The following is a 26358-nucleotide window of genomic DNA, read 5'->3' as shown; positions in this document are numbered from 1 at the left end:
GGCGGGATTATGAAGAGCCAAAACGACATCTCCGAAAAATCAATGCTGACGCCCCGCATGCCGCAGCCGCCAGTTACCGCCTGAAGGCCGACCGATGGCAGCACCCAGCCGAGCGCACGCGCCGCCCTATCGCGCCGCTCCAGCACCGCGCAATGCCTCGCTGGAACGCGTCTTGCGCTTCATCGACCAGCATTTCACCGTGCAGGGGCTGACGGCTGATCATGTCGCACGCGCATGCCATATGTCCGTCCGCGCGCTGCACTATCTTCTTCGCCGGGAGCAGACGAGCTTTGCAACCTGCCTGTGGTCGACCAGGCTACGTCAGGCCGACGCGTGGCTCATGGATCGCGAATTCGCGCATTTCAACATCGTCGACATAGCCTATATGGCCGGATTCCGCAGCGGTGCGCATTTCAGCAATGCCTATCGCGCCCGGTTCGGCGTTACGCCGGGCGAAGCGCGCAGTCGACCGGCCCTGTCAGGTGGACGCCTGGATGGTCACGACTGGCTGCGGAAAGCGCGGATATAGTCCGGCCGCAATCCACGCTGCACCTCGCCATAAGCCGTGCGCCCCTCGCACTCCCAGCGCACCGAGCAGATGACCGCCTCGATGGTAGGCCACGGATACCAGGGACAGGCGGCAAGGATCGTGCCCTTCATCTCGTAAGTCCGCCCATGCGCGTCCGTCAGCACCATATCGACGGTTTCGGGGAACAGGCTGACGGGCGTACGCGTGCTGCGCTTGTGGGAAGAGACCAGCGGGATCATCTCGCCGTCGCGCCACACCCAGCCGAGCTTGAGCGGATCACCCGGCGAGGGTTCGATGACGCCCTTCCAGTCCGGGTTGGTGTCCAGATTGTCCTGCGCGGTGCAGCCGAAGCAGAAGTCGTCGCCGAAGGCGCCCGTCATCCAGTCGATAGGCGGCATGGCTCCCGGCTGCAACGTGTCCCGCCGCAGCTCCGACCAGGTGCGATCGCGCACGCTGAAACCATCGAGGGGGTAGGTCTTGCCGGCCAGAGTCAGCTCGCCGGTAGTGCGCATCGCTTGTTCGAGGTGGTGGCCGTTACCGAGCACCATGGCGGGCATCACCGCTTCGTAGGAGATGTCGAGCGCGTTGCCCCGGCTGGGGTCCGCGTAGCGCAGCCGGTGCTTGCGCATCGGCTCCAGCGTCGTGACATGGTAGCCGTTGGGCAGCGTATAGTCGTAGAGGTCCCCGGCGAGGCAGTCGTCGGAGCCGAAGGTGATCATATCGAAAAGCTCCGCCTCCAGCGGGCCTCTCTTGACCCCGCGCCAGGCAAAGACGCCGCCGCTGACGACGCCGAGATTGGGGTGGTGCCACAGATAGGTCATGCCGTGGATATGCTCCTCGGGCACGCTGAAACCGAAATATTGCGTCTCGGTGAGCGCCGGGTCGGTCTCGGTCTTGCGCGTTTCGGGGTGCAACAGGTCGCAGGCGGCCGTAGGTTCGCTGAACGACCGGTTCTGCTGTTCCCAGAAAACCTGCTGTTGAATATCGTTGGACATGCCTGTCTCCCGTTGACCTAAATGAGCCACCACGTCCGCGGCGTTAGCATGCTGCGCGCGATCACGCCGTAGCCTCGCCCGCCCGTGTTTTCCAATCCTCGACTTCTTCGCGCCAGTGCTCGGCGGCTCCTTTCCCCCCAGCCAAAAGTGAGTTGCGATTCTCCACCTGCTTCACATCGCTAGGCGTCGCTGCCCCCTGTTTCGTATCACGCAGCGGCAACGCCCAGATGTGCGGTAATATCCAAGGCCTCGTCCGCGACGATTGGGTCGACCAGCCGGATGACGCCGCCGACGGCGAGGACGCCGATCGAGCCATCATGTCGGCCCCGACTTCACGCCAGGCTCGCCTGTTGTCGAGTCTGGCGTTCTGGCCGTCCGTATCATGGAGTGACGATGTTGAAGCCATTGAATGTCGTGAGCGCTGACCGCAGGCGCTCGACAGCGTCCTTGTCGCCCGCGATTTTCAAATCACTCCCTGTTTCCAACTTTGCCAGCGGGGCGCCGGAAAAAAGCTGCAATATGGTCGTCCATGGCGCCTCGATGGTTGCGCTGGCCGTATCGCTGTTGCCTCCCATCTCGCCCAGCAGGACATGGTTGGAAAGGGTGATCAGCGCACGCTCGTCCCTGTCTTTGACGATGAGGTTCAGGGACAGCGGCGCATCGCCGATCCTGGCAGGATCCAGCCTGGTCGCCAGAACATCCAGGTAAGCAGATGTAGGGATCGCCAGCATGGTGTCAGGAATTTTCGTCGGGGACGGCGTTTGCGGTTGCCGGGGCTCGCGAAGATCCTTCGCCGCGGAGAGGTAGAAATTCCGCCACAGCCCGCTTTCGCTCTGATATCCCAGTTGTTCGTAAACGTCCGCCAGCGCCGCGCGCGCCTCCAATGTGGGCTGGGCAAAAACCAGCTTCTGCAGCACTTCGGCCGCCCAGCGGTAATCACCGCTGGTCGCAGCGGCCCGGCCTGCGGCAAGCATCTTCTCCGGTCCGCCGGCCAATGCCACATAGCGTTTGGCGGCCTCTTCTGTCGGCAGCGGGTTGAGGTTGGCGGGAACACCGTCGAACCAGCCAAGATAGCGATCGTAGACGCCTTTTGAATTATGGCTGACCGTGCCGTAGTAGTCGCGGTTGTACCATTCCTTCGCCAGGCTTTCGGGCAGTTTGAGTTCGTCGCCGATCTCTGTGGGCGTCTTGCCCATATTCATCAGCCGAACGGTCTGGTCGTGGATGAACTTGTAGGCATCACGCTGCTTGGTGAGGAAGTCCTTGACCTCGTCCTGTCCGAACCTGGGCCAGCAGTGGCTCATCATCACCACGTCGGATCGCCCGGCATAGAGGCGCAGATCCTCGTCCAGATAGCCCGCCCAGCGCAGGGCGTCCCGAGGCCGCGCGCCGCGCAATGTCTGAATGTTGTGCAGACTGCAACTGGCGGTCTCCGCGATCAGCAGCGCCCGCTGCTTGGGCAGATAGAGGTTGAATTCGGACGGCGCCTCACTCTCCGGCACCATCTGGAACTCAATGTCCAGGCCGTCGATCCGCCGGGTCTCGCCCGTGCGGGTCACACTGTCCGTAGGAGCCAGGAAAGTGCTGGTGCCCTCCAGGCGGCCGAGCGCCACGCCCCAGCCAACCAATCCCTTGGGACCTACTTCCAGGGGGGACCCGGCGTGATACTGCGCGCGGCGACCCATGGCGGGGCCGGCGATGACGGCCTCGGATATGAGCTCCCGCATGAACCCGTCAGGCGCAATGATGGCAATCTTGCCGCCCTTCACGTCCGCTTCCGTGACCACGCCTTTGACGCCGGCATAATGGTCGCCATGGGAATGGGTGTAGACCACCGCCCGCACCGGTCGGCGGCCCACCTTGGCATAGACCAGATCCATCGCCGCGCGGGCGTGTTCCGCGAACATCAGCGGGTCGATGACCACATAACCTGTCGCGGTTTCGACGACGGTCATGTTCGCGGCATCGACGCCGCGCACCTGATAGACCCCGTCCGTCACCTTGAAAAGGCCGCTGCGCGCAGAGAGTTCTGTAGCGCGCAGCAGGCTGGGGTTGACGGTGTCCGGCTTCGTCTTGGCCGCCCAGTCATAAGCGGTCAGATCGCGCAGAACGCGGCCGTCTGCACTCTTGACCGCCGGAATGGTCCCCATGAAGCCGCGCTCGCTGAAGTCGAAGTCACGCCGGTCCTCAGGGCTCGGGGGGATCGGCTTGGCAAGCACCTCGCGCGTCGCGGCGCTGGCGGGCTTCTGATCCAGAAGTCCCGGCGTTTGCGCATGGGCGCCGCTTCCTGCAAGGCCTATGATCATTGCAGCCGCCGAAATCCGCACCGAAACGTCCATCTTCATCTCCTTCGAATCGCACATTCGGTCTGGTCCGCCGCGAGCCGGTCTGCCACCAGTTGCGCCGCTGCAGACTGGGGTCGCCGCCGTCGTGCACGTCGACCCGCTTCCTCATGCGGGTAGGCGCTCCTTGTCCCTACGATCAGCGCGGGGGCGCCACTTTGCGTACGGCGACGGGCGAAGCCAGCTATCTGAGTTGACGCTATTGCGCCGTCACCCGCACAGGAAGCCGCCATCGACTACCAGAAGAGTCCCCGTGTTATGGCCGGCGCCTCTGCCCGCGAAAAACAGGACGGCGTTGGCAACGTCGTCAGGATCGGCGGGATGGCCAAGCGGCACCTTCTGGGCGACTTGCGCGGCAATCTTTGGATCATCGTAGATCCATTCGGTGTTGGTGGTCCGCAGCGGGCCGGGAAGCACAGCGTTGACGAGGATCTTATGCGGCGCAAGCTCGACGGCGACGGAGCGGGTGAATTGCACCAGCGCCGCCTTCGCGGCATTATAGGCTGACATCAGATCGTCCGCGCGGAAAGCGGCGGTCGAGCCGATGGTGACAATCCTGCCCGGCTTGCCGGCCGCCACCAGCCGCTTCGCAACCGCCTGGGTCATGAAATAAGACCCTTTGACGTTACGCTCCATCGTATCTTGCCACATCGTCTCGTCCAGTTCGAGGAACGGCGTGAACGGGTGAATTCCCCCCGCGACGTTGGCGAGGATATCCACGCCGCCAAAGGCCTCGGTCGCCTTGTCGAGCGCGGGTTCGATCTGCGAAAGGTTGGTGACATCGTTTATGACGGCGATGGCCTTTCCGCCAGCGGCACGGATTTCCTCCGCCACCGCCGCGCCCGGCTCCGGTCGGCGTGTCGATACCACGATGTTCGCACCAGCATCCGCAAGGCGCAGCGCGACCGCGCGTCCCAGGCCCTGTCCCGCGGCGGTGACCAGCGCGGTTTTGCCCGTAAGATCCAGCAAAGCCGAGGTGGGGCCATTGGTAAGCGTCATGATGAGCCTTTCTGAATGTCATCTCTCCGAAGCGACGCGCATCTGATGGGTCATTTTTGCAGGGCCCGCCCCGGTTCGACCAGGGATCGGGGCGATGAGCGCGCGCAGCCTCGCCGATCCTTATAAGTTATAGAACAGTTGTTACAAGTGGCGCGAGCGATCGTCGCCAGCCACACCATCGGCGGTTGGGACTTGGCCCAATAGCAAATTATATAAGATCAGATTTCATCGCGTCATCATGAGCGAAGGAACAGCGCTGCGCCATCCGGTCCACGGCTTGATGGAAGATGGGGGGGCGATCATAGCGGCATTGCCGACGTGACCGCCCCCTCGCTATTTAGAAACGATATTCGGCACGAACGCCATAGGTGGTCGGCTTGCCCGCCTGATAGCTCAGGCCATAGGGCTGGCTGGTGGAGCGATAGACCGCATATTTCTGGCCGAACGCGTTGTCGATATAGCCGCCAAGGCGGATATTGTCGCCCGGAGGGCTGACATAGCCCGAGAAGTTGGCGACGGTGTAGCTGCCCTGACGGTCATAGTGCAGGACGCCGCCGCCATTCGCCGCGAAGTCGAACGATGAGCGATATTGCGCCGCACCGGCGATATTGGCACTCCATGTTCCGATCGGGAATTCATAGCTGGCGGTCAGCGACGCCTGCAATTTTGGCGCATGGACGCCGCGCACGCCATTCAGGTTCGTGTCCGGTCCGGGAGGGCAATTGAAGAGAACCGCCCCCGGTGCGGCCGGATCGAAGGGCCTCACGCACACCTGCGACGCATTTTCATAATCGAAAAATTCAGTGTGCAGATAGCCCAGCGAGGCGCCCAGCGTCAGCCCGTCGGTCGGACGCAGCGTCGCCTCGAACTCCGCGCCATAGCCCTCTAGCCCGCCGGCATTTTCATACCGCGATCCGCCTGCGGTCGCGTCGATGATCTGGGTCTGCAAATCCTTGTTCTTGTAATAGAAGACCGACAGCGACGTGCGCAGCATTCCGCCCATCAGGGAATTCTTGATGCCGATTTCATGGTTGAAGATCTTTTCAGGACGCAGCGCCTCGGCCGGCGATGTGGCGGGCGTGCTCAGACCGCCCGCCTTGAAGCCCCGCGTGAAGCTGTAATAGATGTTGGTCGGGCCATTGTCCCAGGCCAGGACAAAGCGGGGTGTGAACGCACGGAACGAACCGCCGAAGGTGAACCTGTCCGGCAAGCCGAACAATTCGAACCCGGCATTATTGTCGCCGGTGATCGTCCGCTTGTCATAGGTATAGCGTCCGCCGAAGGTCACCTTCACCTGATCGGTCAGCTTGTAATTGCCCTCGACAAAGGCCGAGATCGATTCCGTGCGGATGGTATTCACGGTGCCAGGGCCATCCCCGGTGGCGGCGATCACGCCGGCATAGTCGTTACCCGTCAGCGCAAGGTCGAAAAAGGCCTTGTCGTAAAGATAGTTGACCCCGAAGATATAGTTGAACCGCCCGTCCAGATGCGATGCGACCTGCAATTCCTGCGAATAGGTCTTGCCGCCCACGCCGCGCACTTCGAACACGAAAGCGTTGACGGGCACATAATCGTTATCGGCCTTCTGCACGCTCTTGTCGGACAGGAAGGTGCTCAGGCTGGTTATGTCGAAATTGTCCGTGGAAAAGGTGGTCCGTACATAGGTGCGCAGGACGCGATTGCGGAACGGCACCAATTCGGTCTGGTTGGTTTCGTAGAAACCGTCGGCCGGCGTGTTGCCGGTGGTCTGGCAGGTAAGGCACAGGGGCGCGCCGAAGGCGAGTTGATCGATATCCCGCCGCCAGCGGCTCTTTTGATATTCGACGCCTGCGACGATGTCCGTGCTGTCGTTCGGCTGCCACCGCACCGTGCCGCGCAGCGTGTAGGATCGTCCGCCGCCAAGGTCGTTGCCGGTCGCAAGATTGCGGATATAGCCGTCTTCTTCCAGATAGCGGCCCGCGAAGCGGACGCTCAGCGTTTCGCTGACGGGAAGGTTCAGCATGCCGTCGAACTGCTTATGGTCGAACCGGCCATATTCGCCCAGCACGCGGCCCTCGAACTTCGATGTCGGCAGCGCCGCGTTGAGGCGGATCACGCCGCCCGTGGCGTTGCGGCCGTACAGGGTTCCCTGCGGCCCGCGCAGCACTTCGATCGTGCCGGGATCGACGATGTCGAGCAGCGAGTTATATCCCGCCGTGCGTTGCAGATAAGCGCCGTCGAGATAGACCGAGACGGGCGCTTCCACACCCGGCGTCGCGAAATTCTGGCCGATGCCGCGGATATACAGCTGCGCGAAACCCGTGCCTTCCGCAAAGTCCGTACCGGGCACGACCAGCTTGATATCGCGAAGGTTCCGCAGGCCAAGCTGCTGCGCCGATTCAGGGGTGACCGCCGTGATGGCGACCGGGACGTCCTGCAACCGTTCGGAGCGGCGCTGCGCCGTCACGATGATGTCGCCCAAACCGGACGCCTCGCCCTGGGCGGCGCTGGCAGAAGATGTCGCGGCATCCTGCGCGCCGGCGGACTGGGCCTGGGCCGAAAAGCCGGTCATGGCGCTGCCGGCAAGCAATATTGTTTTAAGAATGACATAGCTCGTCTTCATCGAACATCCCCTCTTATTTATCGGCATTGCCAGCCAATTTATCTATTTTTATTATCGCGGTTAATATTTAATCATCTTTTTGCCCGGAAACGTATCTTTATTTCGTTAATATCGAGGGTATCAAGCCCTGCTGACTGATCGCGGCGATTTTAACTGAACCGATAGTACAGGCAAAACATATTGGTTCTTAAAACTTGTCTGTTATTCCTTCATCACCCAAGTCAACCGGCTTTGTCAACTGTCGATTGAGGCATGTGCCCTAAATTTTACCTGGGTCCTTTCGAAAAGCAATATGCGACAGCGTCTTATCCGGCCGCATACCGCCCGTCACGATCACGACTGTGTCCGTAAGCATTTCGTCGACCTCTCCTTATGCAACGACACCCGTCCGGGTCCCGAACTTATGTGGCCCCGCGCGGCCGCATCACTGGCGGCTGCATCACCGGCGGCAGCAGATCGGCGAGCGGACGCACCGGGCTGGTCCCGTCCCATTCGAGCGCGGCGGCCTCGGCCTGCTTGAAAAAGCTGCCGAACATGCTTTCCACGATCAGCTGGGACAGCAGCCCGTCAGGCTGTCCCTCAGGTTCGACGTAGATTTCGATCAGGCTGCCGTCCTGCGTGTAAAGCTCCATGACAATGTCGAACGTCCCGCCCCGCGACTTCGCCCTGGCAAGCGCATCGTCATAATCGTCGCAGAAATAGGCGAGGTGATGCAGGCCGCCTTCGGGGTTCTTCGCCAGAAACGCGCTATAGGGCGATGGCGTGTCGTCATGCGGTTCGAGATATTCATACATCATCGATCCCGAATAGGCGAGCGCGATGGTGATGGGCACCTGCCGCCGCTCGCCACGGCAGCGCATGTTCAGGATCATGTTCCGGCTGACGAAGAAGGGACCGATACCGACCTCGACACAGCGCCGAATATGATCGTCTATATTGCGAACGACGAACGCCGTCTGCATGGCGCTCCCGAAATATCTGCTCATCGCATCCTCCCGCTACACCTGCCAGCGCGTATCTTTAAAAAGCCAGCCCGAAGCCGCGTGCCATTCGCGTGCGTCGCGCAGCTTCAAGCCGGCGAGCCTGCGCCGGCCGGCGGTACATTCTCATTGCCAAATCGCTCCGACTACCAAATCGAGACAGTCCAAAAAGGGGGGGCTATTTCAGCCCAGAACGCGCACCGGGTCGGAGCCATCCCAGTCGACCGCCGCATCCGCGATCATTTTGCACAGTCCGTCGAACGCCTCGCAACGCTGTACCACTTCGGTCATGCTCCCGATCAGATGTCGCGTATCGAAATAGGCGAATGCGATCGGTCCCGCCTGGGCCTCGACACCCAACTCGACGCCCATCTGCGCGTAGCGCGCGATTTCGGCCTGAAGATCATCGGTCACATAGCATTGATGATGGAAGCCCTGCGCGCCCGCGGCAACGCCGTCGCGCCAGATATTGGGGCCCGCCATCTTGGGCTGAACAAATTCAACCTGAACAGGGCCAACCTGTCCGATCGCGATATCCAGTCGCACCTCGCTCTGCTGCCCCCTATATTTGAATATTTCGGGGGAGCTGTCACGAAAAACGAAGAAAGGACCTGTGTCGATCAGGCTTCTCCAGCGTTCGATGGCAGCGTCAAGATCGTCGACGACATAAGCGATCTGCATGATTTCATTGCTTTTATACATGTTCAGGCTCCCTCCGGCCGCGACAGTCCCATGGACCCGGAGCCAATGCCGGACACATGCGCTTCGTCTTGTTCAGCGGTTGCGCGCCATTGCTTCAGGACGGGATCAATCCGGCGGATCGACTGGTTTGATCACAATATGCGCGCATCATCGCCGCGCGATAGTAGGCCATATAACAGTTGTCACAAGTGAAAACTGCGAAATTCGCCCGGCGCGCGGTACGGCGAGGGGCTCGCAAAAAGCACCCGCCCGCCCGGAGCAAGAGGCGCGATACCGGCGCGCTGAACCCCCAGGCGCCGCCTTCGATCATGCCCCGGCCAGAAGCTTTGCAAAACCGCTTTCGAGATCTGCAATTTGCTGGTCCGCCGGCCAATAGTCTTCGCTGATGGCCGCTTGCGTCGCGATGCCGGTCTGCAAGGCCAGAACCTGACGAACGAGGCTGTCCAGCGCAGGGGTCTCAAGCTTCGCAAGGCGCGGGTCCTTGTTCATCAGTCGGCGAATATTATCCAGGCTGCGCGCCAGCATGCCGCTATGGATCGCGCCAAGGCCGGGATCTGTCCCTACCGTGCTCCAGAACGAAAAATAGACCCGCCAATAGCGCCGCATTTCGGTGTCGGTCGGAAGCACCTCTTTCAGGCAGGCGCACAGGTCGCCCCCCGCAGCTTCCACGGATGCCCATCGCATGAAGGCGCATTCGGAGGCAAAGCGATGCACCGCCAGCAGCAGGTCCTGCTTGCCCGCGAAATAATGACTGACCACGGCGGTGCTGCACCCCATGGCCTTAGCCACCGCCCGGACGGTCAACATGTCCAGACCCTGTTCCGCGACGATATGGTAGGCCGCCTCCGCCACCTCGGCGCGACGCGAATGGCGATCGACTGGTAAGGACATACAGATATTCCCGCCCGTAACGCACGTTATAAGTCGTTCGGGTTCGCCATATCATATGACCGTGCCGGGGCAACCGGCCGATGCGGGAATGACGCGCGACATGGTGTGGCGATCAGCGTTGATCGTGCCATCCTTGACGAAGATTTGGGGAGATAAACGCCGGGCCGGGTCCCGTTCGCCGCCTTCATCCGCCATTATGCCGGGCAAAATAGTCATCCTCGCGGGAATGTGAATAACCGCCGCTCTATTTCAGGGCGGCTGCGATCCCGACTTTTTGAGGGCGGCGGGCGGCCATGGGGAGGGGCAGTTCCGGCGATGGGTGCAAGCGCGATGCCGTCGCCCGGATCCTCGGGCGGGGCGACGCGGCGGCAATGTTGCGAGCAATGTCCGCCAGCGCCGATCCCCTTCAGCGCGGCGGCATGCGGATGGCGCCGTCCAGCCGGATGACCTCTCCGTTAAGCATGGGATTGCGGACGATCGCCTCGACCAGTTGCGCATATTCGCGGGGGTCCCCCAGGCGACTGGGGTGGGGGACCTGTGCGCCCAGCGCGTCCTGCACATGTTGCGGAAAGGATTGCATCATCGGCGTCAGGAAAATGCCCGGCGCGATGGCCATGACGCGGATCTTGTGCTGCGCCAGATCTCGTGCGACCGGCAAGGTCATGCCGACGATCCCGCCCTTCGATGCGCTGTAGGCAGCCTGTCCGATCTGGCCGTCATAGGCGGCGACCGAGGCGGTATTGACGATGACGCCGCGTTCTCCCTCTACCTCCTCGACTCTGGCCGCCCGGGCCGCGAATTGGGACAGGACGTTGAAGGTGCCGACCAGGTTGATCTCTATCGTCCTGCGGTAACCGGCCAGCGGATGCGGCGCGAAATCCTTGCCCACCGTCCGCGCGGCGGGCGCGACGCCGGCGCAGTTGACGAGTATGCGGGCGATGCCATGGGCCTGTTCGGCCACGTCGATGGCGGAAGCGACGCTGGCCTCATCGGCGACGTCGACGCGAACGAAGACGCCGCCGACATTTGCCGCCGCTGCCTCGCCATCCGCTTCGTTGAGATCGAAGATCGCAACCTTCGCCCCCTGCGCCGCCAGCATCGTCGCCGTCGCCAGGCCAAGGCCCGATGCGCCGCCGGTGACGATGGCGGCGCTGTTTCGAATATCCATGTCGCGGCTTTCCCTTCAGATCAGCTCGATCGCCATGGCGGTGGCCTCGCCCCCGCCGATGCACAGGCTGGCGACGCCGCGCCTGAGCCCGCGATGTTCGAGCGCGGCGATCAGCGTCGCGAGGATGCGCGCGCCCGACGCGCCGATGGGATGGCCCAGCGCCGTCGCGCCGCCATTGACGTTTAGCCTGTCGTCGGGGATGCCCAGTTCCTTCGCCGCGATCATCGCGACGACGGCGAAGGCTTCGTTGACCTCGAACAGGTCGACGTCCGTGACCGACCAGCCTGCCTTTTTCAGCACCTTGCGGATCGCCGGGACGGGCGCAATGGCGAATTTGGACGGCTCGTGCGCATGGGCGGCGGTCGCGACGACCGTTGCCACCGGCTTGAGGCCGAGCCGTTCCGCCACGCTGGCCCGCGTCATGACCAGCGCTGCCGCACCGTCGGAGATGGAGGAGGCGTTGGCGGCGGTGATCGTGCCATCCTTGACGAAGGCGGGCTTGAGCGCCGGGATTTTATCGGGCCTGGCCTTGCCGGGCTGCTCGTCGGTATCGACGACGGTATCGCCGCCCCGGCCCGCGACCGTGACCGGCGTGATCTCGCTGGCGAACGCACCGCCGCGGATGGCCGCATTTGCCCGTTCGAGCGACCGGATGGCATAGGCGTCCTGCTCGTCCCGCGTGAATTGATAGTCGCGCGCGGTTTCCTCGGCAAAGACGCCCATCGCCTTGCCAGGTTCATAGGCGTCTTCCAGCCCGTCCATCATCATCGTGTCGATGATGCGATCATGGCCGATGCGCGCGCCGCCGCGATGCTTGGTCAGCGCATAGGGCGCGTTGGTCATGCTTTCCATGCCGCCCGCGATCACCACGTCGGCTGCGCCCGCCACCAGCGCCTCGTGCGCCATGATCGCCGCCTGCATGCCCGATCCGCACATCTTGTTGACGGTCGTCGCTTCGGTATGAATGCCAAGGCCCGCGCCCAGCGCCGCCTGTCGCGCGGGCGCCTGCCCCAACCCGGCTGGCAGCACGCAGCCCATATAGATGCGATCGACATCGTCGGATGATATCCCCGCGCGCTCCACCGCCGCTTTCACCGCGGCGGCGCCAAGGTCGGTGGCCTTGAGCGCGGACAAGGCGCCCTGGAACCCGCCCATCGGCGTGCGCGCATAGCTGGCGATGACGACAGGATCATTTTGCATCTTGTTTCTCCTTAAAGAGCGATACGCAGCCGAGCCGGACATATAGTGCGCCCGATCAGGCGCCACGCCCACAACGCAAACATGCTCGCTCCCGCCTCGACCATCCGGGGTCAGCCATGATGCCGGACGAAAGCGCTGGTTGCGACGCGCTCCGTCACCAGGGCATTGACCGGGGCCTCAAGGTCGGGAACCCCCAGCGCCATGCCGGATACGATCACATGATCGTCCGGCACCGGCAGCACCCGGCGGACGGCCGCGCCATATTCCGCCCAGGCCTGTTGCGGGCATGTCGCCAGGCCAAAGGCGGGCGCCAGCGTCATGATGTTGGTCATGAAGTTGCCCATGTCGATCCACGCGCCATAGCCCCAGTCGCGTTCCATCGTGAAGAACAGCCCAACCGGCGCGCCGAAGAAGTCGAAGTTGCGCAGCAGCACGCGCTGGCGCCCCTCCAGATCGTCTCGGCCGATGCCGTAGATCGCGAACAGGTCAAAGCCGATCTTGCGTCGGCGCGCGCGATAGGGCTCACGGATCTCGGCCGGGAAATATGCATATTCGTCGCTGCGCTCGCCCGCGATGACCGCGTCCGCCACCACGCTGCACAGGCGCGCGCGGGTATCGCCGGTGACCACATGGACCAGCCAGGGCTGCATATTTTGTCCCGAAGGCGCGCGCGATGCGGTTGCCAGCATGTTGTCGACTACCGCATATGGCACCGGGTCGGGCAGGAAGCGGCGGATCGAACGGCGCCCCGCGACCGCATCGAAAGCCGAAACGCCGGGATCGGGCCGGATAGAAACGGTCATGATGCGGCCGCGGGCTGCTGGGCGATCTCCTGCTGGCGAAGCAGGAAACGCTGGACCTTGCCGCTGGGCGTCTTGGGCAGGTCGGTGACGAAGACGATTTCGCGCGGATAGGCATGCGCAGACAGGCAGGACCGGACGTGCAGGCGCAACTCCTCGGCGAGCGCCGGGCCTGGCTCATATTCCGGCCTTAAAACCACGAACGCCTTGATGATCTCGGTCCGCTCCGGATCGGGCTTTCCGATCACCGCCGATTCCACGACGGCCGGATGTTCCAGCAGCGCGCTCTCGACATCGAACGGGCCGACGCGATAGCCCGATGTGGTGATGACATCGTCGGAACGGCCAAGGAACGAGATGCTGCCGTCGTCATTCAGTTCGGCCATGTCCCCGCTGCGAAAATAGGCGCCGGTCAGCGCCGGCGTGTCGCGGCCCATATAGCCGGTGAACCACATCAGCTGCGATTGCGCCAGATCCAGGGCCAATTCGCCCGGTTCGCCCACGCCCAGTTCCCGGTCGTCGGGCGAAAGTATGACGACGCGGTAGCCGGGCAGCGCATAGCCGGCCGATCCGATCCGCACCGGATGCGAAAGGCCATGATGGTTGCACACCACCATGCCGAGTTCGGTTTGCCCGTAATGATCATGTATCGCGACGTCGAGATGCTGGTCGAACCAGCGGATCACTTCGGGGTTCAGCGGTTCGCCGGCACTGCTGACCACGCGCAACCGGCCCTTGACGCGGGCCGCCTTTTCGGGGCCGGCGGCAAGAAATTGTCGATAGGCGGTCGGCGATCCTGTCAGGTTGGTGATCCCATATTCGACGATCGTGTCATAGGTGGACTCCACGCTGAAGCCGCCTTCGTGAAAGACCGTCGTCATGCCCATCGCGAGCGGGCCGATAACGGCCCAGTAAAGGCCATAGGCCCAGCCGGGGTCGGCAAGGTTCCAGAACCGGTCGTCGGCCCGCAGATCGATGGCATGGCGCATATACAAGACGAAGCAGGCGATCGCGCGCAGCGGCACGAACAGCGGCTTGGGCAACCCTGTCGTGCCGGAGGTGAACATCATCAGGAACGGGTCGTCCAGAGCGAGCCGAACCGGCGCGATGCCACCTGCCTGTTCGTTGATGGCCGACCAGAAGTCCCTGTCGCCGCTGCCGGCCGCTGCGCCCACTATGACTGTCGCGGCCTGCGTGTCGAGGTCCGCCAGTTTCGGCCGGTTCGCGGCATCGGCGACCACGACGCGCGTATCGGCCAGCTTGAGCCGGTGCTCGATCGCCTTGGGGCCAAAGGCGGTGAACAGCGGCTGGTACACCGCACCGATCCGCCATGTCGCCAATATGGTGACCAGCAATTCGGCGGTGCGCGGCAACAGGCCCGCCACGCGATCCCCCTTCGTGACGCCAAGGTCGCGCAGCACCGCGGCGAAACGCGACGACGCGCGATCGAGTTCGGCGAAGGTCCAGTCGCGGGTGGCGCCGTCCGGGGCGCGATGACGCAATGCCACCCGGTCGGGATCGCTGGCATGACGGGTGCAACACAGTTCGGCGGCATTGACCGCCCCGCCGTCATCCATCCTCAGCAATGCCAGCTCATCGTCCATGTCAAAGCCGGCCACGATTTCAAGATAGGACGGCGTCGCCACTGTCCCGGATGATGCCGACATTATCCTCTCCATCATTGTTGCGACCGGCGCAACGAACCTGCGGACTATCGGCCATTTCGTGCCGGGATAAGGATTATGCAATCGCATTGGGGCCTAGTCCAAGCCGGATTGGCGCTTGATTAAGTCGAATTTCGACATTATCGTGCGCGCCATCAGGAGAGGCAGCGGTGCGGATCGATCCTAGGCTCATGATCGAGTTCGCCGCGATCGCGCAGGAACGCTCCTTCGTCCGCGCGTCGCAACGCCTGCGGGTGGGGCAACCCTGGTTGTCGGCGCGGCTCGCCAAGCTGGAAAACATACTGGGTTTCCGCCTGCTGCATCGCACGACCCGCAGCGTCACCTTGACAGAGCGTGGTGCCGCCTTCCTGCCTGTGGCGGAGGAGATGGCGCGCCTGTCCCAAACCGCCGACCGATTATCGCTCCAGCTGGGCCGTCGCGAGCGGCGCGTGCTGCGGATAGGGGCCGCGCCCAGCACCAAGACGAGCCGGCACCGGCACGAGTTGCTCAACGATTTCGCCCTGGCCCATACCGACGTCAGCCTTGAGCTTGAAAGCGCCTGGTCGCTCCCGCTGTTGGCGAAGCTGGAGGCCGGCGAGATCGACTTGTCCTTCATGATGGGCGAAGTCGACACCGCCCGTTTCGAACGTATCGTCCTGGCGCATTATGGCTTGGCGGTGACAGTGGGCCGATCGCATCAATGGGCGCAGCGTCCGTCGATTGCGCCCGGGGAACTGGACAGTTCGCGCTTGCAGGTATTTACCCGCAATCTCAATCCCGGCCTGTGGGACATGCTCTATGCGCCATTGACCGCAACAGGATGCCGGTTCGTCGAGATGCCGGAGATGGCCGAAGGCGCGCCGTTCCGGATGCGAGCGACCGACGACGTCGCGGCATTTTTCGATTTCGGCAGCGACGACCCCGGCGGCGCGGATGTCGTTCGCATTCCCGTGCGGTCGGCGGTCGCCGTGCCCTTCCAATTGTTGCGAAGCGTCAACCATGCGGCTGATGGCGGTCGGCTCTTCTGGGACATGGCGTTCGATCGTGCCGAGCGCGGCGAGCCGAGCGGGACGGTGTGACCGGCATTCGCCCGCATCCTGCTATCAGATGGGACGCGACAGACCGCCGACACCAGAAGCTGCTTGCCCGAAAAATAGTGACTGAAGCCCGCGGCGCTGGATACCCGCTGCTGCCGCAACCTGGCGCACGGCCAGCTTGACGGGGCCTTGTTCCGCAACGATATCATGGTCCGCCTCCACCACCTCGGCACGCCGCGAGTGTCGGTGGGCAGGAGGAGGCATGGCCGGATTGTTCTTGTAACAATTGTTACAGCACATATGAACGCCACATATATGCAGTGGCGGGCGCAACGCATCGTGCATGGGCAGGAGAGTGAGGTGGCTTTCAAGCGTCGTGACGTTCGTCTCGATCTTATGGTCGAACAGAGGCGAAAATCGTCGGAGACGCGGTGCGGGGAAGCCATGCCGGGCAAACATGGGTTGACCCCCGCGCGCCTGGCACAAAGGATCGCGATGTCGAGCAACCTGACGGATATGGACCTATGCTAGACAAACTCCTCAAGATGAGGGACATCCGCTCCCTCGACCGAGCCGTTGTCCTGGCAAACGAGCTAAATTATCAGCGGGCAGCCAACGTCCTGCGCATAACCCAATCGGCCTTGAGCAGGAGCATCGCCAATCTGGAGGAATGCATCGGCATTTGCCTGTTCGACAGGAACCAGACGGGGGTCAGGCTGACGCCGCTGGGTCGCGAATTCCTCGTCTTTGCCAGACGGCTGGTCCATCAGATCGATGAGTTTGTTTACGAAATCGATGCCTTGAGCGCAGGGTCCTCGGGCAAGGCCGTCTTCGGGATAACCCCTGCGCTCGCTCAGCTCGATATTGTGAAACAGACGTTGGCAATGTCTTTGAGTCACTGTTCCGGTTTCGACATAGAAATCATCGAGCAATCGGGAGAAAAGCTGCTTAATTCATTATTGAAAGAGGATATCGAGTTCTACGTTGCCGCTGAACGCGATGTCGATACCATGTCCAATCGACTGGCACTCGAACCGCTGTGTCGGGTGGAATTCGTCATAGCTGCCAGAAAATCACATCCTCTGGCGAATAAAGATTCCATAGATTTGGCGGAAATGTCCGAATATCCGATACTTTCGCCCAGAATTCCGGTATCCACTGGGTATAATGGTGACGCGAACTATGGTTGGCGTCATGAATATAATTTTCGTACGACGATACATTGCGACGACATATTATACGCAATGGATCTGGCGCAAAGAACCGAATCCCTGATCGTTGTCATGAGGCATGTGCTTTCATCGCACCCGGAATATGACTTGGTCGAGCTTCCTATCGGCGACCTGATCGACAAGTGGAAGTATCAGGACATCGTTCTGGTTACTTTGCAGAACAGGAAACTGTCTCGCATGGCCCGATCCATAATCGCGGATCTGATCAATCCCCCTGCGGATCCGGCTGTGCGACGCCAGCGCGCAAGCTCGGCGGAGGAACTTTTGCCCTTCGACATGCGGCTATGACCTCGGCATCATGGCATAGATAGGCGGCGGCTGCGCGCCACCGCCTTCCATCATTGTCGATGCAGCGCCTGACTCATCCGGCGGCGGCCGATGCCGGACCTTATTTGCCCGTCATCTTCAGCACGAGCTTGCCCCGGTTATGCCCACCCCTGAGCCGCGTGATCGCGGGTTCGAGGTCGTCAAGTTCCACCACTTCGACCGGAGGGATGCGAATGCCCTTCTTCTCCAGAATGTTGACCAAGGGCACCTTGGCAATTCTCTCGGGCCAATGGGCAAAACAGCGCACATGCTTGAACCCGCGGGCCTGCGACGCGACCATTTGCTCGTCCAGATTGCTGGTGTCGAGACCGGTCGATATGCTGACCAGCGTTCCGCCCGGTTTCAACGCAGCGAGCGCGTCGGGCAGTGTATCTTGCCGCACGGCGTCGAACACCAGATCGACTCCTTCGGGCGCCCACTCGCGCGTCTGCGCGACGATGCCTTTTTCCCGATCGGTATAGTCGATGGCGATGTCCGCGCCCATTTCGATCATATAGTCCTGATTGGCCGTGCGGCCCGTCGCCGCCACGAGCAGCCCGCCATATTTTGCCAGCTGGATGGCGAAGCTGCCGACGCCGCCGGAGCCGCCATGGATCAGCACCTTTTGCCCCGGCTTGGCGTTGCCCAGATCGTCCGCGAACAGCGAGATGTAGGAGGTGAGGAAGCAGATAGGCGTGGCGGCTGCATCCTCCATCGTCATCCAGTCCGGCACGCGACACGCCAGATCGGCCGGGAACGCGACATATTCCGCGAACGTGCCCGTATCCCCGGTCGCGCGGCTTCGCGCGAACATGACGCGGTCACCCTCGCGGAAGCTCGTGACGTCCGGTGCGACCCGCGCGACCACGCCGGCAGCCTCAAAACCCAGGATATTGAGGCTGCCGCGGGCCATGGTCGGCACCATTCCCTGCGAATATTGCCAGTCCGCCGCATTCATCCCGCCATAGGAAATGCGTACCAGCATTTCACCGTCCGATAACGTCGGCTGCTCTATTTCCGAAATCCGTGGGGACTGCGAAAGATTGTCGAAATCAGCGGTAACGGCACGCACAGGCATCACTCCATATCTATTTTATATGTTCGTCCAACCGCCGCTCAGGCGCCAGGCGCGAGCAGTTCGACGATGCGCATGTCGGTGCTGCCGCCCCCTGGCGCCAACGGCTTGATGCACACCTGGGTCGCGCCTGCGCTCAGATGCTCGTCGATGCGCTTGCGCAGCGCCGCCTCGTCACCCCAGGCGACGAGCGAGTCGACGAAGTGATCGGAGCCGCCATTGGCAAGATCCTCGTCGGAAAAGCCCAGCGCCTTCCACGAATTGCAATAGTTCGGCAGCGTGAGATAGAATGCGACCTCGGCGCGTGCGAGTTCCCGCGCCTTTACAGGGTCGGTTTCCAGCGCCATCGGCTGCTCGACGCAGAGCAGCTTGTCCGGGCCCAGGATCGCGCGGGCCTGGGCAGTATGTTCGGGCGTCACAAGGTAGCTGTGCGCGCCCTGCGCGTGCGTCCCGCCCAGCTCGATCATCTTTTCGCGCAGACCGGCCAGCACGATCGTCGTCGGTTCAGCGGGCGCCGCCGCATAATAGGGCGCCTTGGCGATCGCCTCCAGATAGGATCGCATCGCGGGGATCGGTTTTTCATATTGGTGGCCGCGCATCCCCTCCACGGTTTCGCGATGGGAAACGCCCAGGCCCAGGATGAAGCGTCCACCCCATTGTTCGTTCAGCGCATCGGCGCCGGCCCGCATGGCGATGGGATCGCGCGAATAGATGCTGATGATGCCCGTCGCCACCTTCAGCGTGGTGGTGTTGGCCAGCAACCAGGCGGAGGCGAGCAGGGGATCGCGGCCGAAAGCGTCGGGCATCCAGATCGAATCATAGCCCAGTTCCTCGACGCGGCGGGCGAAACGAGCGAGGCGTTCGGCCGTCGCCGGTCCCAGTTCGCCGGACTTCTCGTCCTCGAAAAAGCTGATCGGTCCATTGACATTGGCCCAAATCGCAAGTTTGCCGAGTTCCATCCACTTTCTCCTGTAAAATCCTGCGAGCGCCTCGACCCGCATCGAAAATTCGACATGGCCAAAGGCCAGGTAGCGCTAGGCACTATATCCGAAACTGAACAAAGGAAACGGGCAATCGCCTTGAGCGGAAGGGGGCGGGCCGGCGATTTGCGTCGAACATCGCAAAAGTTGCGTCACCGCATCCTTGCGCATGTCCGATCGCCAGCAACGCCCGCGCCCCTCCGCCTATTTGAAAGCCGGCAACACCTCGTCGGCGAACAGTTGCGCGTAGGGCATGAAGCGCTTGGCGGGGAGGCCCGCCGGCATCATCATGCATACATGGTCGAGCGGCATCCGTTCCTGCAATCCCTTGTATTTCGCGATCGCGGCATCGGGGGTCAATATCTGCAACTTGCCCGACGCCTTGAAATCGTCGAGGCTCATCCAGTCCATCCCCTCGCCACCCCATTCGGCATAGGCGTTGTTGACGTGCAGGAAATGGGGAGCCAGCTCCTCCATCGCCTGTTCCGGGTCGCGGGCGACGAGGGTGTAGAAATCGCCGAGCCGTACCTTGCCCTCGCTCATGTCCTTCCCTTGCTCGCGCAGCTTCTGGACATAGAGTTCGGCGCCTTCGACCGATCCCACATAGCCGTCGGCATAGGCCAGCACCCGGTCCATCGCCTTGGGGGCAAAGGCGCCGATGAAAATCGGGATGCGGCTGTTGGGGGCGGGCGGCATCAACTGGACGTCATCCAGCTGATAATGCTCCCCGGCATAGCTCACCTTTCCGCCCGCCCACAATTTGGTGACGATCTCCAGCCATTCGTCGAACAGCCGGCCACGCTTGGTGAAATCGACGCCCATCGCCGCATATTCCGTTGGCCGATATCCGATCGCGAGGCCGGCATCGAGCCGCCCTTCGCAAATGATGTCGAGCACCGCGCAATCGGAAGCGAAGCGCATCGGGTGATATAGCGGGGCCAATGCGATCCAGGTGCCAAGCCTGATGCGCTTGGTGCGCGTCGCCATCGCCGAAATCACGGCGAGCGGCGAGGGCAGGTAGCCATCGCTGGACAGATGATGCTCGGGCACCCATGCGCCCCCGAAACCGATCCCTTCGCTCCAGACGGCGACGTCGATGGCTTCCTTGTAAACATCTGCCCAGGGCCGACGCCACTGCGGCGGATTACGGAAATCGTAAAGGTAACCGAAAGTCAATTTGCCTGGCATCAATCCGCCTCCCTATTATGCTGCCTCGCGGTTACGCTCGGTCTCACCGCCAGTCCAATGACTAAATCGGCGCGCTATGATGCATAAAATTCATCGTGGTAGTCAAACCGATATTGGTGCTCGGCATCGGCCCTGTGGATGGCGAGAAAACGGGTCCCGTCGCCTTGTCGGCCGGGGTGGCGCGGCACGCCGTCCATGCGCTCGACGGTCCCTCAGCAATTGACCATCGGCGGCGACACATTCGCCATGTGCCCGACAGCGGGAGCATGGTCGCCGCGTTCGCCCAGCAATTCGTCGCCCAATGCTTTGCGCAACATCTGGTGGAGGTGATGAATGGCGATTTCGTTGCGCCCGATCGTCAGGTGGTCCTGAGCGCCCGACAGCAGCGTGGCCTGGGTGCTTTGCACGACCGGATAATCCTCTTCGCGGACGGTCCTGTGGGTCATCATCGACCAGTGCCGCGTCTCTTCCTCGATCGGTGTCCCGATGAAGTCGGTACTGACCACGGTGCGAGAGATGGTTATCGACGTTTCCGGGCTGTCGCCGGGCAGGACCTGGTTGATGAAAATCCGTTCTACCGGCTCGACTCCGGCTTCTCGTTCGCTTGAGAAGGCCGTGTCGCTCGCAAAGGCAAAGAAAGTCGTGGGGAAGCAGGTGAAGGCGAGTTGCACATAGCGCTTCAGATCATTCGTCGATGAAGGATCGCAACCGTCGATGCCCAGAACCGGCGTCAGGAACTGCGTATGCGAATTGAAGCTGTCGAATTTCAGTACATTGGGAATGACGAAGCTGCCGAAGCTCTTGGCGTGCAGGCTGATGAAATGGTAGGATTCGCAATAGCCTTCGAACGCCAGCTTCCAGTTCGCGGCGGGCAATTCGATCTGGTTGACGACCTGGAAGCGGTCCAGGCGACATTTCGCCAGCAGGTCCGTCATCTGCGGTCCCAGATATTCGTCGAGGTCGAGCGGCGCGCCCGGTGTGAGCACCCCCCAGATCAGGCCGGCCCTTTCTTCGACTGCCAGTTCGGTCAGGCCGTAGCAGCTCTTGTCGACGTCCCCGAAAATCCGGTTTTCCGGCAATGCCAGGAGCTTCCCGTCCAGCCCATATGTCCAGGCATGATAGATACAGGTAAAGCGCGGTTCCTTGCCCTTTCCGTCCTCCACCACCCTGGCGCCGCGGTGCCGGCAGGCATTGATGAACAGCCTCGCCTCGCCCGATTTCAAGCGCGTGAGCAGCATCGGCACGCCAAGCCGGGTCATGGCCCAATAGCTGCCAGGCTCGGGCAGCTCGCTCGACAATGCGAGCATCATCGGCGTCGTCCTCAGGAGCGCGACTTCGCGTTCCCATCGCGCGCGATCGGTATAGTCCGTCACCGGAACCTTGAGGATATCGGGCGCGAGCGTCGGCTCCTTGCGGGCGATCAGCCCCATTATGTCATCATAATGGGTCCGCAGTTCGGCATGGTCGAAACCCTTCATCGCCTGATCCTCATCCTTTTCCATTGCGCCATCGCCAGCATATCGCAGGTCTTTGGTTACAGGCCGAAGCGATCGGCCGTTCGACCTGGAATGACACAGGCGCGTCGGTCGGTCAATAGAAATAGAGTGATCGCTCGCTCTATACCTATTTCCTTATCCCACAGGGCAAGATATGCAAGACGCTCTGCTTCGGCTTCTGGGCGCCGCAAGCGGTTGGGAAAATGATAGATGGCACGATCGGCAGCGGTGATATCACGACGGGAAGAGCGCGCGATGTCCCGCAAGACTCAAATCCTCGATGCCGCGCGCGCATGCGTCATTGCCGAGGGGGTCCACGCAGCGACGATCAGCCGCATCTGCGCGCAAGCATCCATGAGCGTTGGGCACGTCTATAAAATATTCGCGAGCAAGGAAGCGATCATGATCGCCCTCACCGAGCGCGATTTTGAGGATTTCATGCTGCACATCACCCACCCGGATGAGCTGGGAAAGCTGGACATCGATGCCCTTGTCGATCGATACCTCAATGCCGTGCCATGGTTGCTCGACTTTGAGCGGGCAGCGCTTGCCCAGGCGGTCCTGGCCGAAGCGGCGCGCAATCCCAGGGTCGCCGAACTGGTCGCGCGCGTGGACGATCGATTCCGCGATGCCCTTCGCACCATTGTCGCGCCCGCGTTCGAAGGCCTTGCGGAAAGGGACATCAACGGCCGTATCGAGACTTTGCTCATGATGACGCGCGCTTTGGCGCTGCACGCGAGTACGCATCCGGCCAGCGCGCCCGATATGATCGCCGCCGGGTTCGAAGTCGCGCTACGGGCGCTATTGTCTCCCGCGTCCCTGGCCGCATCCTGCAACCGGGCCTAGGCTCGCGACCCGCGCCCACAGACACGCAAGGATCGGGGGCTGCAAGCGCGTGGCTTGGACAGGCGCAAGCGCAGGGGGGGGGGGGGCGCCTCGCGGGCGGCGATCGAGGGATAATGTTCGACGCGCTCTAAGGACGTGGAGCAGGCGCAGATGCGATCCGTTGCAGCCAGGCCGTCAGCGGCAAGGGGATATTGGCCGATGCCGGGAAACACAGCCGTGCCGGCCTTGGCTGTGATCAGGGGCCCGTTGCGCCGGTTGAGGCGTTGGACGTTTGCCGCCGGTCATTCGACCTTATCGCGCGCGTCCACCGCCTCGCGCAGCTTGAACGCCCATTCGGTAAGCTCGGCCATGGACGGGCCAAGCGCCTTGCCCATCTCGGTCAGCGAATATTCCACCCGTGGCGGCACCTGGGGATAGACCTTCCGCGCGACGATGCCGTCCTTTTCAAGCTGCTTGAGCTGCTGGATCAGCATCTTCTGGTTCACCCCTTCGATCCGCCGTTCCAGCTCGGCGAATCGGATCGGCGCCTTCGCGCCGAACAGCTGGCAGATGATGACGATCTTCCATTTGCCTTCCAGCAAACGCAGCGCATCCTTTGTCGCGGCGGCCCAGATCAGTTGCCTTTTGGGGTCGTCGCATATCCAGTCATGTCCCATCCATGCTTACCTTTCAGACAGCTTCACACTTTTTGGTAGGCTATTGCCGATGCCACTACTTAGGCCTAAACTCCGGTGTAACGCAACAGGTTGGGACGAGGCATGAAGATCGGCATTATTGGTATTGGCAGCATCGGTGGCCTGCTTGCACGTAGGCTTGCCGCGGCGGGGCACCAGGTGCGGGTCGCCAATTCCAGGGGCGCCCGGAATGTTCAGGCTTTCGCCGACGAAATCGGCGCGACGGCGGCCGATGCGAAGGGTGCCGTCGCCGGCGCCGACATGGTGATCCTGTCCATTCCGCTTCCTGCCATCGCCAATCTGCCCGGCGATCTGTTCGACGCCGTTCCCCGGGACGTGCCGGTGGTCGACACCGGCAACTATTATCCGGGCATGCGCGATCCGCAGATTGCCGAACTCGACGATGGCGAGGTCGAAAGCGTCTGGGTATCCCGCCGGATCGGCCGGCCCGTGATCAAGGCCTTCAACAACATCCTGGCCTATTCGCTGGCTGAACTGGGCCAGTCCAAAGGCACGCCGGGGCGACTCGCCATCGCCGTTGCAGGCGATGATCCGGCCCACAAGGCGCTGGTGTGCGACATTGTCGACGCCATGGGCTTTGATCCCGTCGATGCCGGTGCGCTCGCCGATTCATGGCGCCAGCAGCCCGCCACCCCAAGCTATTGCTGCGATTACGACGCCGACACCATGCGCAGGGCGCTCGACCAGGCGGTTCCGGGGCAGGCGCCCAAAACGCGCGATCATCTCGTCACCCAATATGGCAGCCTCGGCCACAGCCCGACCCACCAGGACTTCATTCAGCTCAACCGATCCGCAAATCCGATCGCATGAACCCGATGACCGACGAAAAAATCGAAGACGAATGCGCTGCTATGACCATTGAAGAGCGACTCCAGCGGCTTGAGGATATCCAGGAGATCATCCGCCTCAAGTCCCGCTACACCGAACTCGCCGACAGCAGCGCGGAAAAGCCCCATACGGGCGAGGAGATCGGTGCGCTTTTCACCGAGGACGCGATTTTCCATATCGTGCCGACCGGCGCACCGCCGTTGATCGGATCGGCCGCCGTCACCGAACGGTTCAACGACGCGACGCTATATCCCTATTCCTATCACCTGCTCGGCAACCCGCACATAGAGGTGGATGGCGATAGCGCGAAAGGGCGATGGCATGTGGCCGTCGCGCTCAACCGGCGCGACATGGGCGCGATGTGGACGACGGCTTTCTACGAGGATGAATTCGTCCGCACGCCGTCGGGCTGGCGGATCAGCAGCCTGCGCTGCACGGCGTCCGCCTTTGCGCCCTTCGGCCAGGGGTGGTGAGGGGGGATCGCCGCCGGCAAGATATTCTGCAAGCACCTGTGAAGCGACGGGATAATTGAGCGACATTGAAGTCGCGGCGGCATATGAAAAAAGTCTTTGGAGGATCGGAAAGTGCGCTTTAGCCTATCGGAGACAATGGGCCAGTATCAGGACTGGCTGGAGATGGCCGTTGCCGCGGAGGAAGCCGGATTCGACGCTTTCTCCACACCGGACAGCGTGTTCTATCCTGCTGAAACGGACTCGATTTATCCGTATAATGAAACCGACGCGATCCGGAAATATATCGAAAATACCGCCTTTATCGAACCGATGGTCGCCTTTGCCTGGATGGCGGCCCGGACCAGCAAGCTGCGCTTCTTTCCCAATGTGATGAAGTCGGCGTCGCGCGCGCCGATATTGCTGGCCAAACAGATTTGTTCGCTGGCGGTCATTTCGGACAATCGCTTCATCTATGGCGCCGGCATCGGCCCGTGGGAGGAGGATTTTTCCTATAACGGCCTCGACTGGAGCAAGCGCGGCGAGCTTCTGGACGAATCGATCGACATCCTCAAGGGGCTGATGACGGGCGAACTGTTCGGCTATGAGGGCAAGCATAACCGGTTCGGGCCGATCAAGATCAATCCGGCGCCGACCCGCCCCGTGCCCATCGTCATCGGCGGCCATTCAAAGCCGGCCTTGCGCCGCGCCGCCAGGGTGGGCGACGGCTGGACCGTGGTGAACATGGACTATGATCCGATGAAGGCCATGATCGCCGAACTGCACGACCTGCGCCGGTCCTACGGCGCCGACGATCGCGATTTCCAGATTCACGCCCGCCAATATAATATGCGCACCGCGCAGCAGGAACGGCCCGACCTTGGCGCCTATCGCAAGTTCGAGGATATCGGCGTGACCGATTATTGCATCGTCCTGTTCCCGACGCCCGACGTCCCGCTGCAAAAGAAACTCGATGATATCAAGCGGTTCGGCGACGAGGTCATATCGAAGCTCTGACGGGGGCGGCTGCCGATCCGCTTGACCGACAATGTTATCAGCACGGCTTTTGCGGACATGTGCCGCAGGCATCTAGGAGAGAATGGTGATGAAAGTGCTCGACGCTCGGGAACTGCTGCAAACGGCGCAGGATCGGACGGGCCTGTCCGACTTTGGCCCCGACGATTTCCGCGACGGTCTCGACATGCTGGTAAAGGGCGTCAATGCCGACGTTGCCGTTCGCCCCGACCGCGTGGAGCATCTGCGCGAAAATATCCTGCGCCTGCTCGTCAATCGGCTGTGGTTCCAGAAGGATCTGACCGACCATCCCGAAATTCTCGACGAAGTCATCGACGGG

General features: G+C 62.1%; 25 protein-coding genes and 1 pseudogene. 8 read left to right on the top strand and 18 right to left on the bottom strand.

The window, feature by feature from the left end:
- The first annotated feature begins 94 nt into the window (after positions 1–94).
- Positions 95–529, top strand: coding sequence for a helix-turn-helix transcriptional regulator (locus WG908_RS08225; protein ID WP_340186101.1), 435 nt, complete (start codon positions 95–97; stop codon positions 527–529).
- Here the strand turns inward: WG908_RS08225 and WG908_RS08220 are convergent.
- From WG908_RS08220 to WG908_RS08170, 11 genes are all read right to left on the bottom strand, one after another.
- Complete coding sequence (locus tag WG908_RS08220; protein ID WP_340186100.1) at positions 499–1524, bottom strand: DUF7064 domain-containing protein; 1026 nt, start codon at positions 1522–1524, stop codon at positions 499–501. The genes WG908_RS08225 and WG908_RS08220 overlap by 31 nt on opposite strands.
- 380 nt (positions 1525–1904) lie before the next feature.
- The gene (locus WG908_RS08215) at positions 1905–3863 is read right to left on the bottom strand and encodes an alkyl/aryl-sulfatase (RefSeq protein WP_340186099.1); all 1959 of its coding nucleotides are present in this window, start codon (positions 3861–3863) and stop codon (positions 1905–1907) included.
- A gap of 213 nt (positions 3864–4076) precedes the next feature.
- The gene (locus tag WG908_RS08210; protein ID WP_340186098.1) at positions 4077–4865 is read right to left on the bottom strand and encodes an SDR family NAD(P)-dependent oxidoreductase; all 789 of its coding nucleotides are present in this window, start codon (positions 4863–4865) and stop codon (positions 4077–4079) included.
- Positions 4866–5202: 337 nt separating this feature from the next.
- Entirely contained in the window at positions 5203–7467 is a 2265-nt protein-coding gene (locus WG908_RS08205) for a TonB-dependent receptor (RefSeq protein ID WP_340186097.1), read from the bottom strand.
- 401 nt (positions 7468–7868) lie between these two features.
- Complete coding sequence (locus tag WG908_RS08200; RefSeq protein WP_340186096.1) at positions 7869–8453, bottom strand: VOC family protein; 585 nt, start codon at positions 8451–8453, stop codon at positions 7869–7871.
- Between the two features lie 177 nt (positions 8454–8630).
- Entirely contained in the window at positions 8631–9149 is a 519-nt protein-coding gene (locus tag WG908_RS08195) for a VOC family protein (protein ID WP_340186095.1), read from the bottom strand.
- Positions 9150–9455: 306 nt separating this feature from the next.
- Entirely contained in the window at positions 9456–10040 is a 585-nt protein-coding gene (locus WG908_RS08190) for a TetR/AcrR family transcriptional regulator (RefSeq protein WP_340186094.1), read from the bottom strand.
- A gap of 406 nt (positions 10041–10446) precedes the next feature.
- Positions 10447–11208: an SDR family NAD(P)-dependent oxidoreductase gene (locus WG908_RS08185; RefSeq protein WP_340186093.1), complete on the bottom strand. Its 762-nt coding sequence runs from the start codon at positions 11206–11208 to the stop codon at positions 10447–10449.
- A 15-nt stretch (positions 11209–11223) separates the two neighbouring features.
- The gene (locus WG908_RS08180) at positions 11224–12408 is read right to left on the bottom strand and encodes an acetyl-CoA C-acyltransferase (protein WP_340186092.1); all 1185 of its coding nucleotides are present in this window, start codon (positions 12406–12408) and stop codon (positions 11224–11226) included.
- A 110-nt stretch (positions 12409–12518) separates the two neighbouring features.
- Positions 12519–13211, bottom strand: a complete 693-nt coding sequence (locus WG908_RS08175; protein WP_340186091.1) for a nitroreductase — start codon at positions 13209–13211, stop codon at positions 12519–12521.
- Positions 13208–14875 (bottom strand): AMP-binding protein, encoded by a 1668-nt coding sequence (locus WG908_RS08170; RefSeq protein ID WP_340186090.1) that lies wholly within the window; start codon positions 14873–14875, stop codon positions 13208–13210. The genes WG908_RS08175 and WG908_RS08170 overlap by 4 nt, the downstream gene beginning before the upstream one ends.
- A gap of 188 nt (positions 14876–15063) precedes the next feature.
- On the opposite strand from WG908_RS08170, the gene WG908_RS08165 reads away from it, so the two are divergent.
- Entirely contained in the window at positions 15064–15951 is an 888-nt protein-coding gene (locus WG908_RS08165; RefSeq protein WP_340186089.1) for a LysR family transcriptional regulator, read from the top strand.
- 24 nt (positions 15952–15975) lie between these two features.
- Here WG908_RS08165 and WG908_RS08160 read toward each other — a convergent pair whose 3' ends face one another.
- Positions 15976–16368 carry a TetR/AcrR family transcriptional regulator gene (locus tag WG908_RS08160; protein ID WP_340186088.1) on the bottom strand — a complete coding sequence of 131 codons (393 nt, stop codon included), beginning with the start codon at positions 16366–16368 and terminating at the stop codon, positions 15976–15978.
- Positions 16369–16433: 65 nt separating this feature from the next.
- Here WG908_RS08160 and WG908_RS08155 point away from each other — a divergent pair, with 65 nt between their 5' ends.
- Positions 16434–17429 (top strand): LysR family transcriptional regulator, encoded by a 996-nt coding sequence (locus WG908_RS08155; protein ID WP_340186087.1) that lies wholly within the window; start codon positions 16434–16436, stop codon positions 17427–17429.
- 100 nt (positions 17430–17529) lie between these two features.
- Here WG908_RS08155 and WG908_RS08150 read toward each other — a convergent pair whose 3' ends face one another.
- The 5 genes from WG908_RS08150 to WG908_RS08130 form a co-directional block, all read right to left on the bottom strand.
- Positions 17530–18525, bottom strand: a complete 996-nt coding sequence (locus WG908_RS08150; RefSeq protein ID WP_340186086.1) for a quinone oxidoreductase family protein — start codon at positions 18523–18525, stop codon at positions 17530–17532.
- A 38-nt stretch (positions 18526–18563) separates the two neighbouring features.
- Complete coding sequence (locus WG908_RS08145) at positions 18564–19481, bottom strand: TIGR03620 family F420-dependent LLM class oxidoreductase (protein WP_340186085.1); 918 nt, start codon at positions 19479–19481, stop codon at positions 18564–18566.
- A 225-nt stretch (positions 19482–19706) separates the two neighbouring features.
- Positions 19707–20690, bottom strand: a complete 984-nt coding sequence (locus tag WG908_RS08140) for an LLM class flavin-dependent oxidoreductase (protein WP_340186084.1) — start codon at positions 20688–20690, stop codon at positions 19707–19709.
- Positions 20691–20902: 212 nt separating this feature from the next.
- The gene (locus WG908_RS08135; protein WP_340186083.1) at positions 20903–22192 is read right to left on the bottom strand and encodes an aromatic ring-hydroxylating oxygenase subunit alpha; all 1290 of its coding nucleotides are present in this window, start codon (positions 22190–22192) and stop codon (positions 20903–20905) included.
- A gap of 32 nt (positions 22193–22224) precedes the next feature.
- Positions 22225–22452: a hypothetical protein gene (locus tag WG908_RS08130; protein ID WP_340186082.1), complete on the bottom strand. Its 228-nt coding sequence runs from the start codon at positions 22450–22452 to the stop codon at positions 22225–22227.
- Between WG908_RS08130 and WG908_RS08125 the strand changes: the two genes are divergently transcribed.
- Positions 22442–23032, top strand: a complete 591-nt coding sequence (locus WG908_RS08125) for a TetR/AcrR family transcriptional regulator (protein WP_340186081.1) — start codon at positions 22442–22444, stop codon at positions 23030–23032. The two genes, WG908_RS08130 and WG908_RS08125, sit on opposite strands and share 11 nt — an antisense overlap.
- A gap of 281 nt (positions 23033–23313) precedes the next feature.
- Here WG908_RS08125 and WG908_RS08120 read toward each other — a convergent pair whose 3' ends face one another.
- Positions 23314–23688 (bottom strand): winged helix-turn-helix transcriptional regulator, encoded by a 375-nt coding sequence (locus WG908_RS08120; protein WP_340186080.1) that lies wholly within the window; start codon positions 23686–23688, stop codon positions 23314–23316.
- A gap of 102 nt (positions 23689–23790) precedes the next feature.
- Between WG908_RS08120 and WG908_RS08115 the strand changes: the two genes are divergently transcribed.
- From WG908_RS08115 to WG908_RS08100, 4 genes and pseudogenes are all read left to right on the top strand, one after another.
- A complete protein-coding gene (locus WG908_RS08115; RefSeq protein ID WP_340186079.1) occupies positions 23791–24537 on the top strand; it encodes an NADPH-dependent F420 reductase in 747 nt (248 codons plus the stop codon).
- A 5-nt stretch (positions 24538–24542) separates the two neighbouring features.
- Positions 24543–25028: a nuclear transport factor 2 family protein gene (locus WG908_RS08110; RefSeq protein ID WP_340186078.1), complete on the top strand. Its 486-nt coding sequence runs from the start codon at positions 24543–24545 to the stop codon at positions 25026–25028.
- A 135-nt stretch (positions 25029–25163) separates the two neighbouring features.
- The gene (locus WG908_RS08105) at positions 25164–26021 is read left to right on the top strand and encodes a TIGR03619 family F420-dependent LLM class oxidoreductase (RefSeq protein WP_340186077.1); all 858 of its coding nucleotides are present in this window, start codon (positions 25164–25166) and stop codon (positions 26019–26021) included.
- A gap of 88 nt (positions 26022–26109) precedes the next feature.
- Positions 26110–26358, top strand: a pseudogene (locus tag WG908_RS08100) (sulfotransferase family protein); the annotation flags it as partial.

This window comes from Sphingobium anseongense, from assembly GCF_037725245.1.
Taxonomy (GTDB): domain Bacteria; phylum Pseudomonadota; class Alphaproteobacteria; order Sphingomonadales; family Sphingomonadaceae; genus Sphingobium.
The sequence above is the reverse complement of the archived record's forward strand: the minus strand, read 5'-3'. Positions and strand labels throughout refer to the sequence as shown.

Excerpts from the sequence above, each read along its gene's own strand:
- WG908_RS08225 (WP_340186101.1), top strand. The coding sequence starts at position 95 with ATGGCAGCACCCAGCCGAGCGCACGCGCCGCCCTATCGCGCCGCTCCA.
- WG908_RS08220 (WP_340186100.1), bottom strand. The coding sequence starts at position 1,524 with ATGTCCAACGATATTCAACAGCAGGTTTTCTGGGAACAGCAGAACCGG.
- WG908_RS08215 (WP_340186099.1), bottom strand. The coding sequence starts at position 3,863 with ATGGACGTTTCGGTGCGGATTTCGGCGGCTGCAATGATCATAGGCCTT.
- WG908_RS08210 (WP_340186098.1), bottom strand. The coding sequence starts at position 4,865 with ATGACGCTTACCAATGGCCCCACCTCGGCTTTGCTGGATCTTACGGGC.
- WG908_RS08205 (WP_340186097.1), bottom strand. The coding sequence starts at position 7,467 with ATGAAGACGAGCTATGTCATTCTTAAAACAATATTGCTTGCCGGCAGC.
- WG908_RS08200 (WP_340186096.1), bottom strand. The coding sequence starts at position 8,453 with ATGAGCAGATATTTCGGGAGCGCCATGCAGACGGCGTTCGTCGTTCGC.
- WG908_RS08195 (WP_340186095.1), bottom strand. The coding sequence starts at position 9,149 with ATGTATAAAAGCAATGAAATCATGCAGATCGCTTATGTCGTCGACGAT.
- WG908_RS08190 (WP_340186094.1), bottom strand. The coding sequence starts at position 10,040 with ATGTCCTTACCAGTCGATCGCCATTCGCGTCGCGCCGAGGTGGCGGAG.
- WG908_RS08185 (WP_340186093.1), bottom strand. The coding sequence starts at position 11,208 with ATGGATATTCGAAACAGCGCCGCCATCGTCACCGGCGGCGCATCGGGC.
- WG908_RS08180 (WP_340186092.1), bottom strand. The coding sequence starts at position 12,408 with ATGCAAAATGATCCTGTCGTCATCGCCAGCTATGCGCGCACGCCGATG.
- WG908_RS08175 (WP_340186091.1), bottom strand. The coding sequence starts at position 13,211 with ATGACCGTTTCTATCCGGCCCGATCCCGGCGTTTCGGCTTTCGATGCG.
- WG908_RS08170 (WP_340186090.1), bottom strand. The coding sequence starts at position 14,875 with ATGTCGGCATCATCCGGGACAGTGGCGACGCCGTCCTATCTTGAAATC.
- WG908_RS08165 (WP_340186089.1), top strand. The coding sequence starts at position 15,064 with ATGATCGAGTTCGCCGCGATCGCGCAGGAACGCTCCTTCGTCCGCGCG.
- WG908_RS08160 (WP_340186088.1), bottom strand. The coding sequence starts at position 16,368 with ATGTTTGCCCGGCATGGCTTCCCCGCACCGCGTCTCCGACGATTTTCG.
- WG908_RS08155 (WP_340186087.1), top strand. The coding sequence starts at position 16,434 with ATGCTAGACAAACTCCTCAAGATGAGGGACATCCGCTCCCTCGACCGA.
- WG908_RS08150 (WP_340186086.1), bottom strand. The coding sequence starts at position 18,525 with ATGCCTGTGCGTGCCGTTACCGCTGATTTCGACAATCTTTCGCAGTCC.
- WG908_RS08145 (WP_340186085.1), bottom strand. The coding sequence starts at position 19,481 with ATGGAACTCGGCAAACTTGCGATTTGGGCCAATGTCAATGGACCGATC.
- WG908_RS08140 (WP_340186084.1), bottom strand. The coding sequence starts at position 20,690 with ATGCCAGGCAAATTGACTTTCGGTTACCTTTACGATTTCCGTAATCCG.
- WG908_RS08135 (WP_340186083.1), bottom strand. The coding sequence starts at position 22,192 with ATGGAAAAGGATGAGGATCAGGCGATGAAGGGTTTCGACCATGCCGAA.
- WG908_RS08125 (WP_340186081.1), top strand. The coding sequence starts at position 22,442 with ATGTCCCGCAAGACTCAAATCCTCGATGCCGCGCGCGCATGCGTCATT.
- WG908_RS08120 (WP_340186080.1), bottom strand. The coding sequence starts at position 23,688 with ATGGGACATGACTGGATATGCGACGACCCCAAAAGGCAACTGATCTGG.
- WG908_RS08115 (WP_340186079.1), top strand. The coding sequence starts at position 23,791 with ATGAAGATCGGCATTATTGGTATTGGCAGCATCGGTGGCCTGCTTGCA.
- WG908_RS08110 (WP_340186078.1), top strand. The coding sequence starts at position 24,543 with ATGACCGACGAAAAAATCGAAGACGAATGCGCTGCTATGACCATTGAA.
- WG908_RS08105 (WP_340186077.1), top strand. The coding sequence starts at position 25,164 with ATGGGCCAGTATCAGGACTGGCTGGAGATGGCCGTTGCCGCGGAGGAA.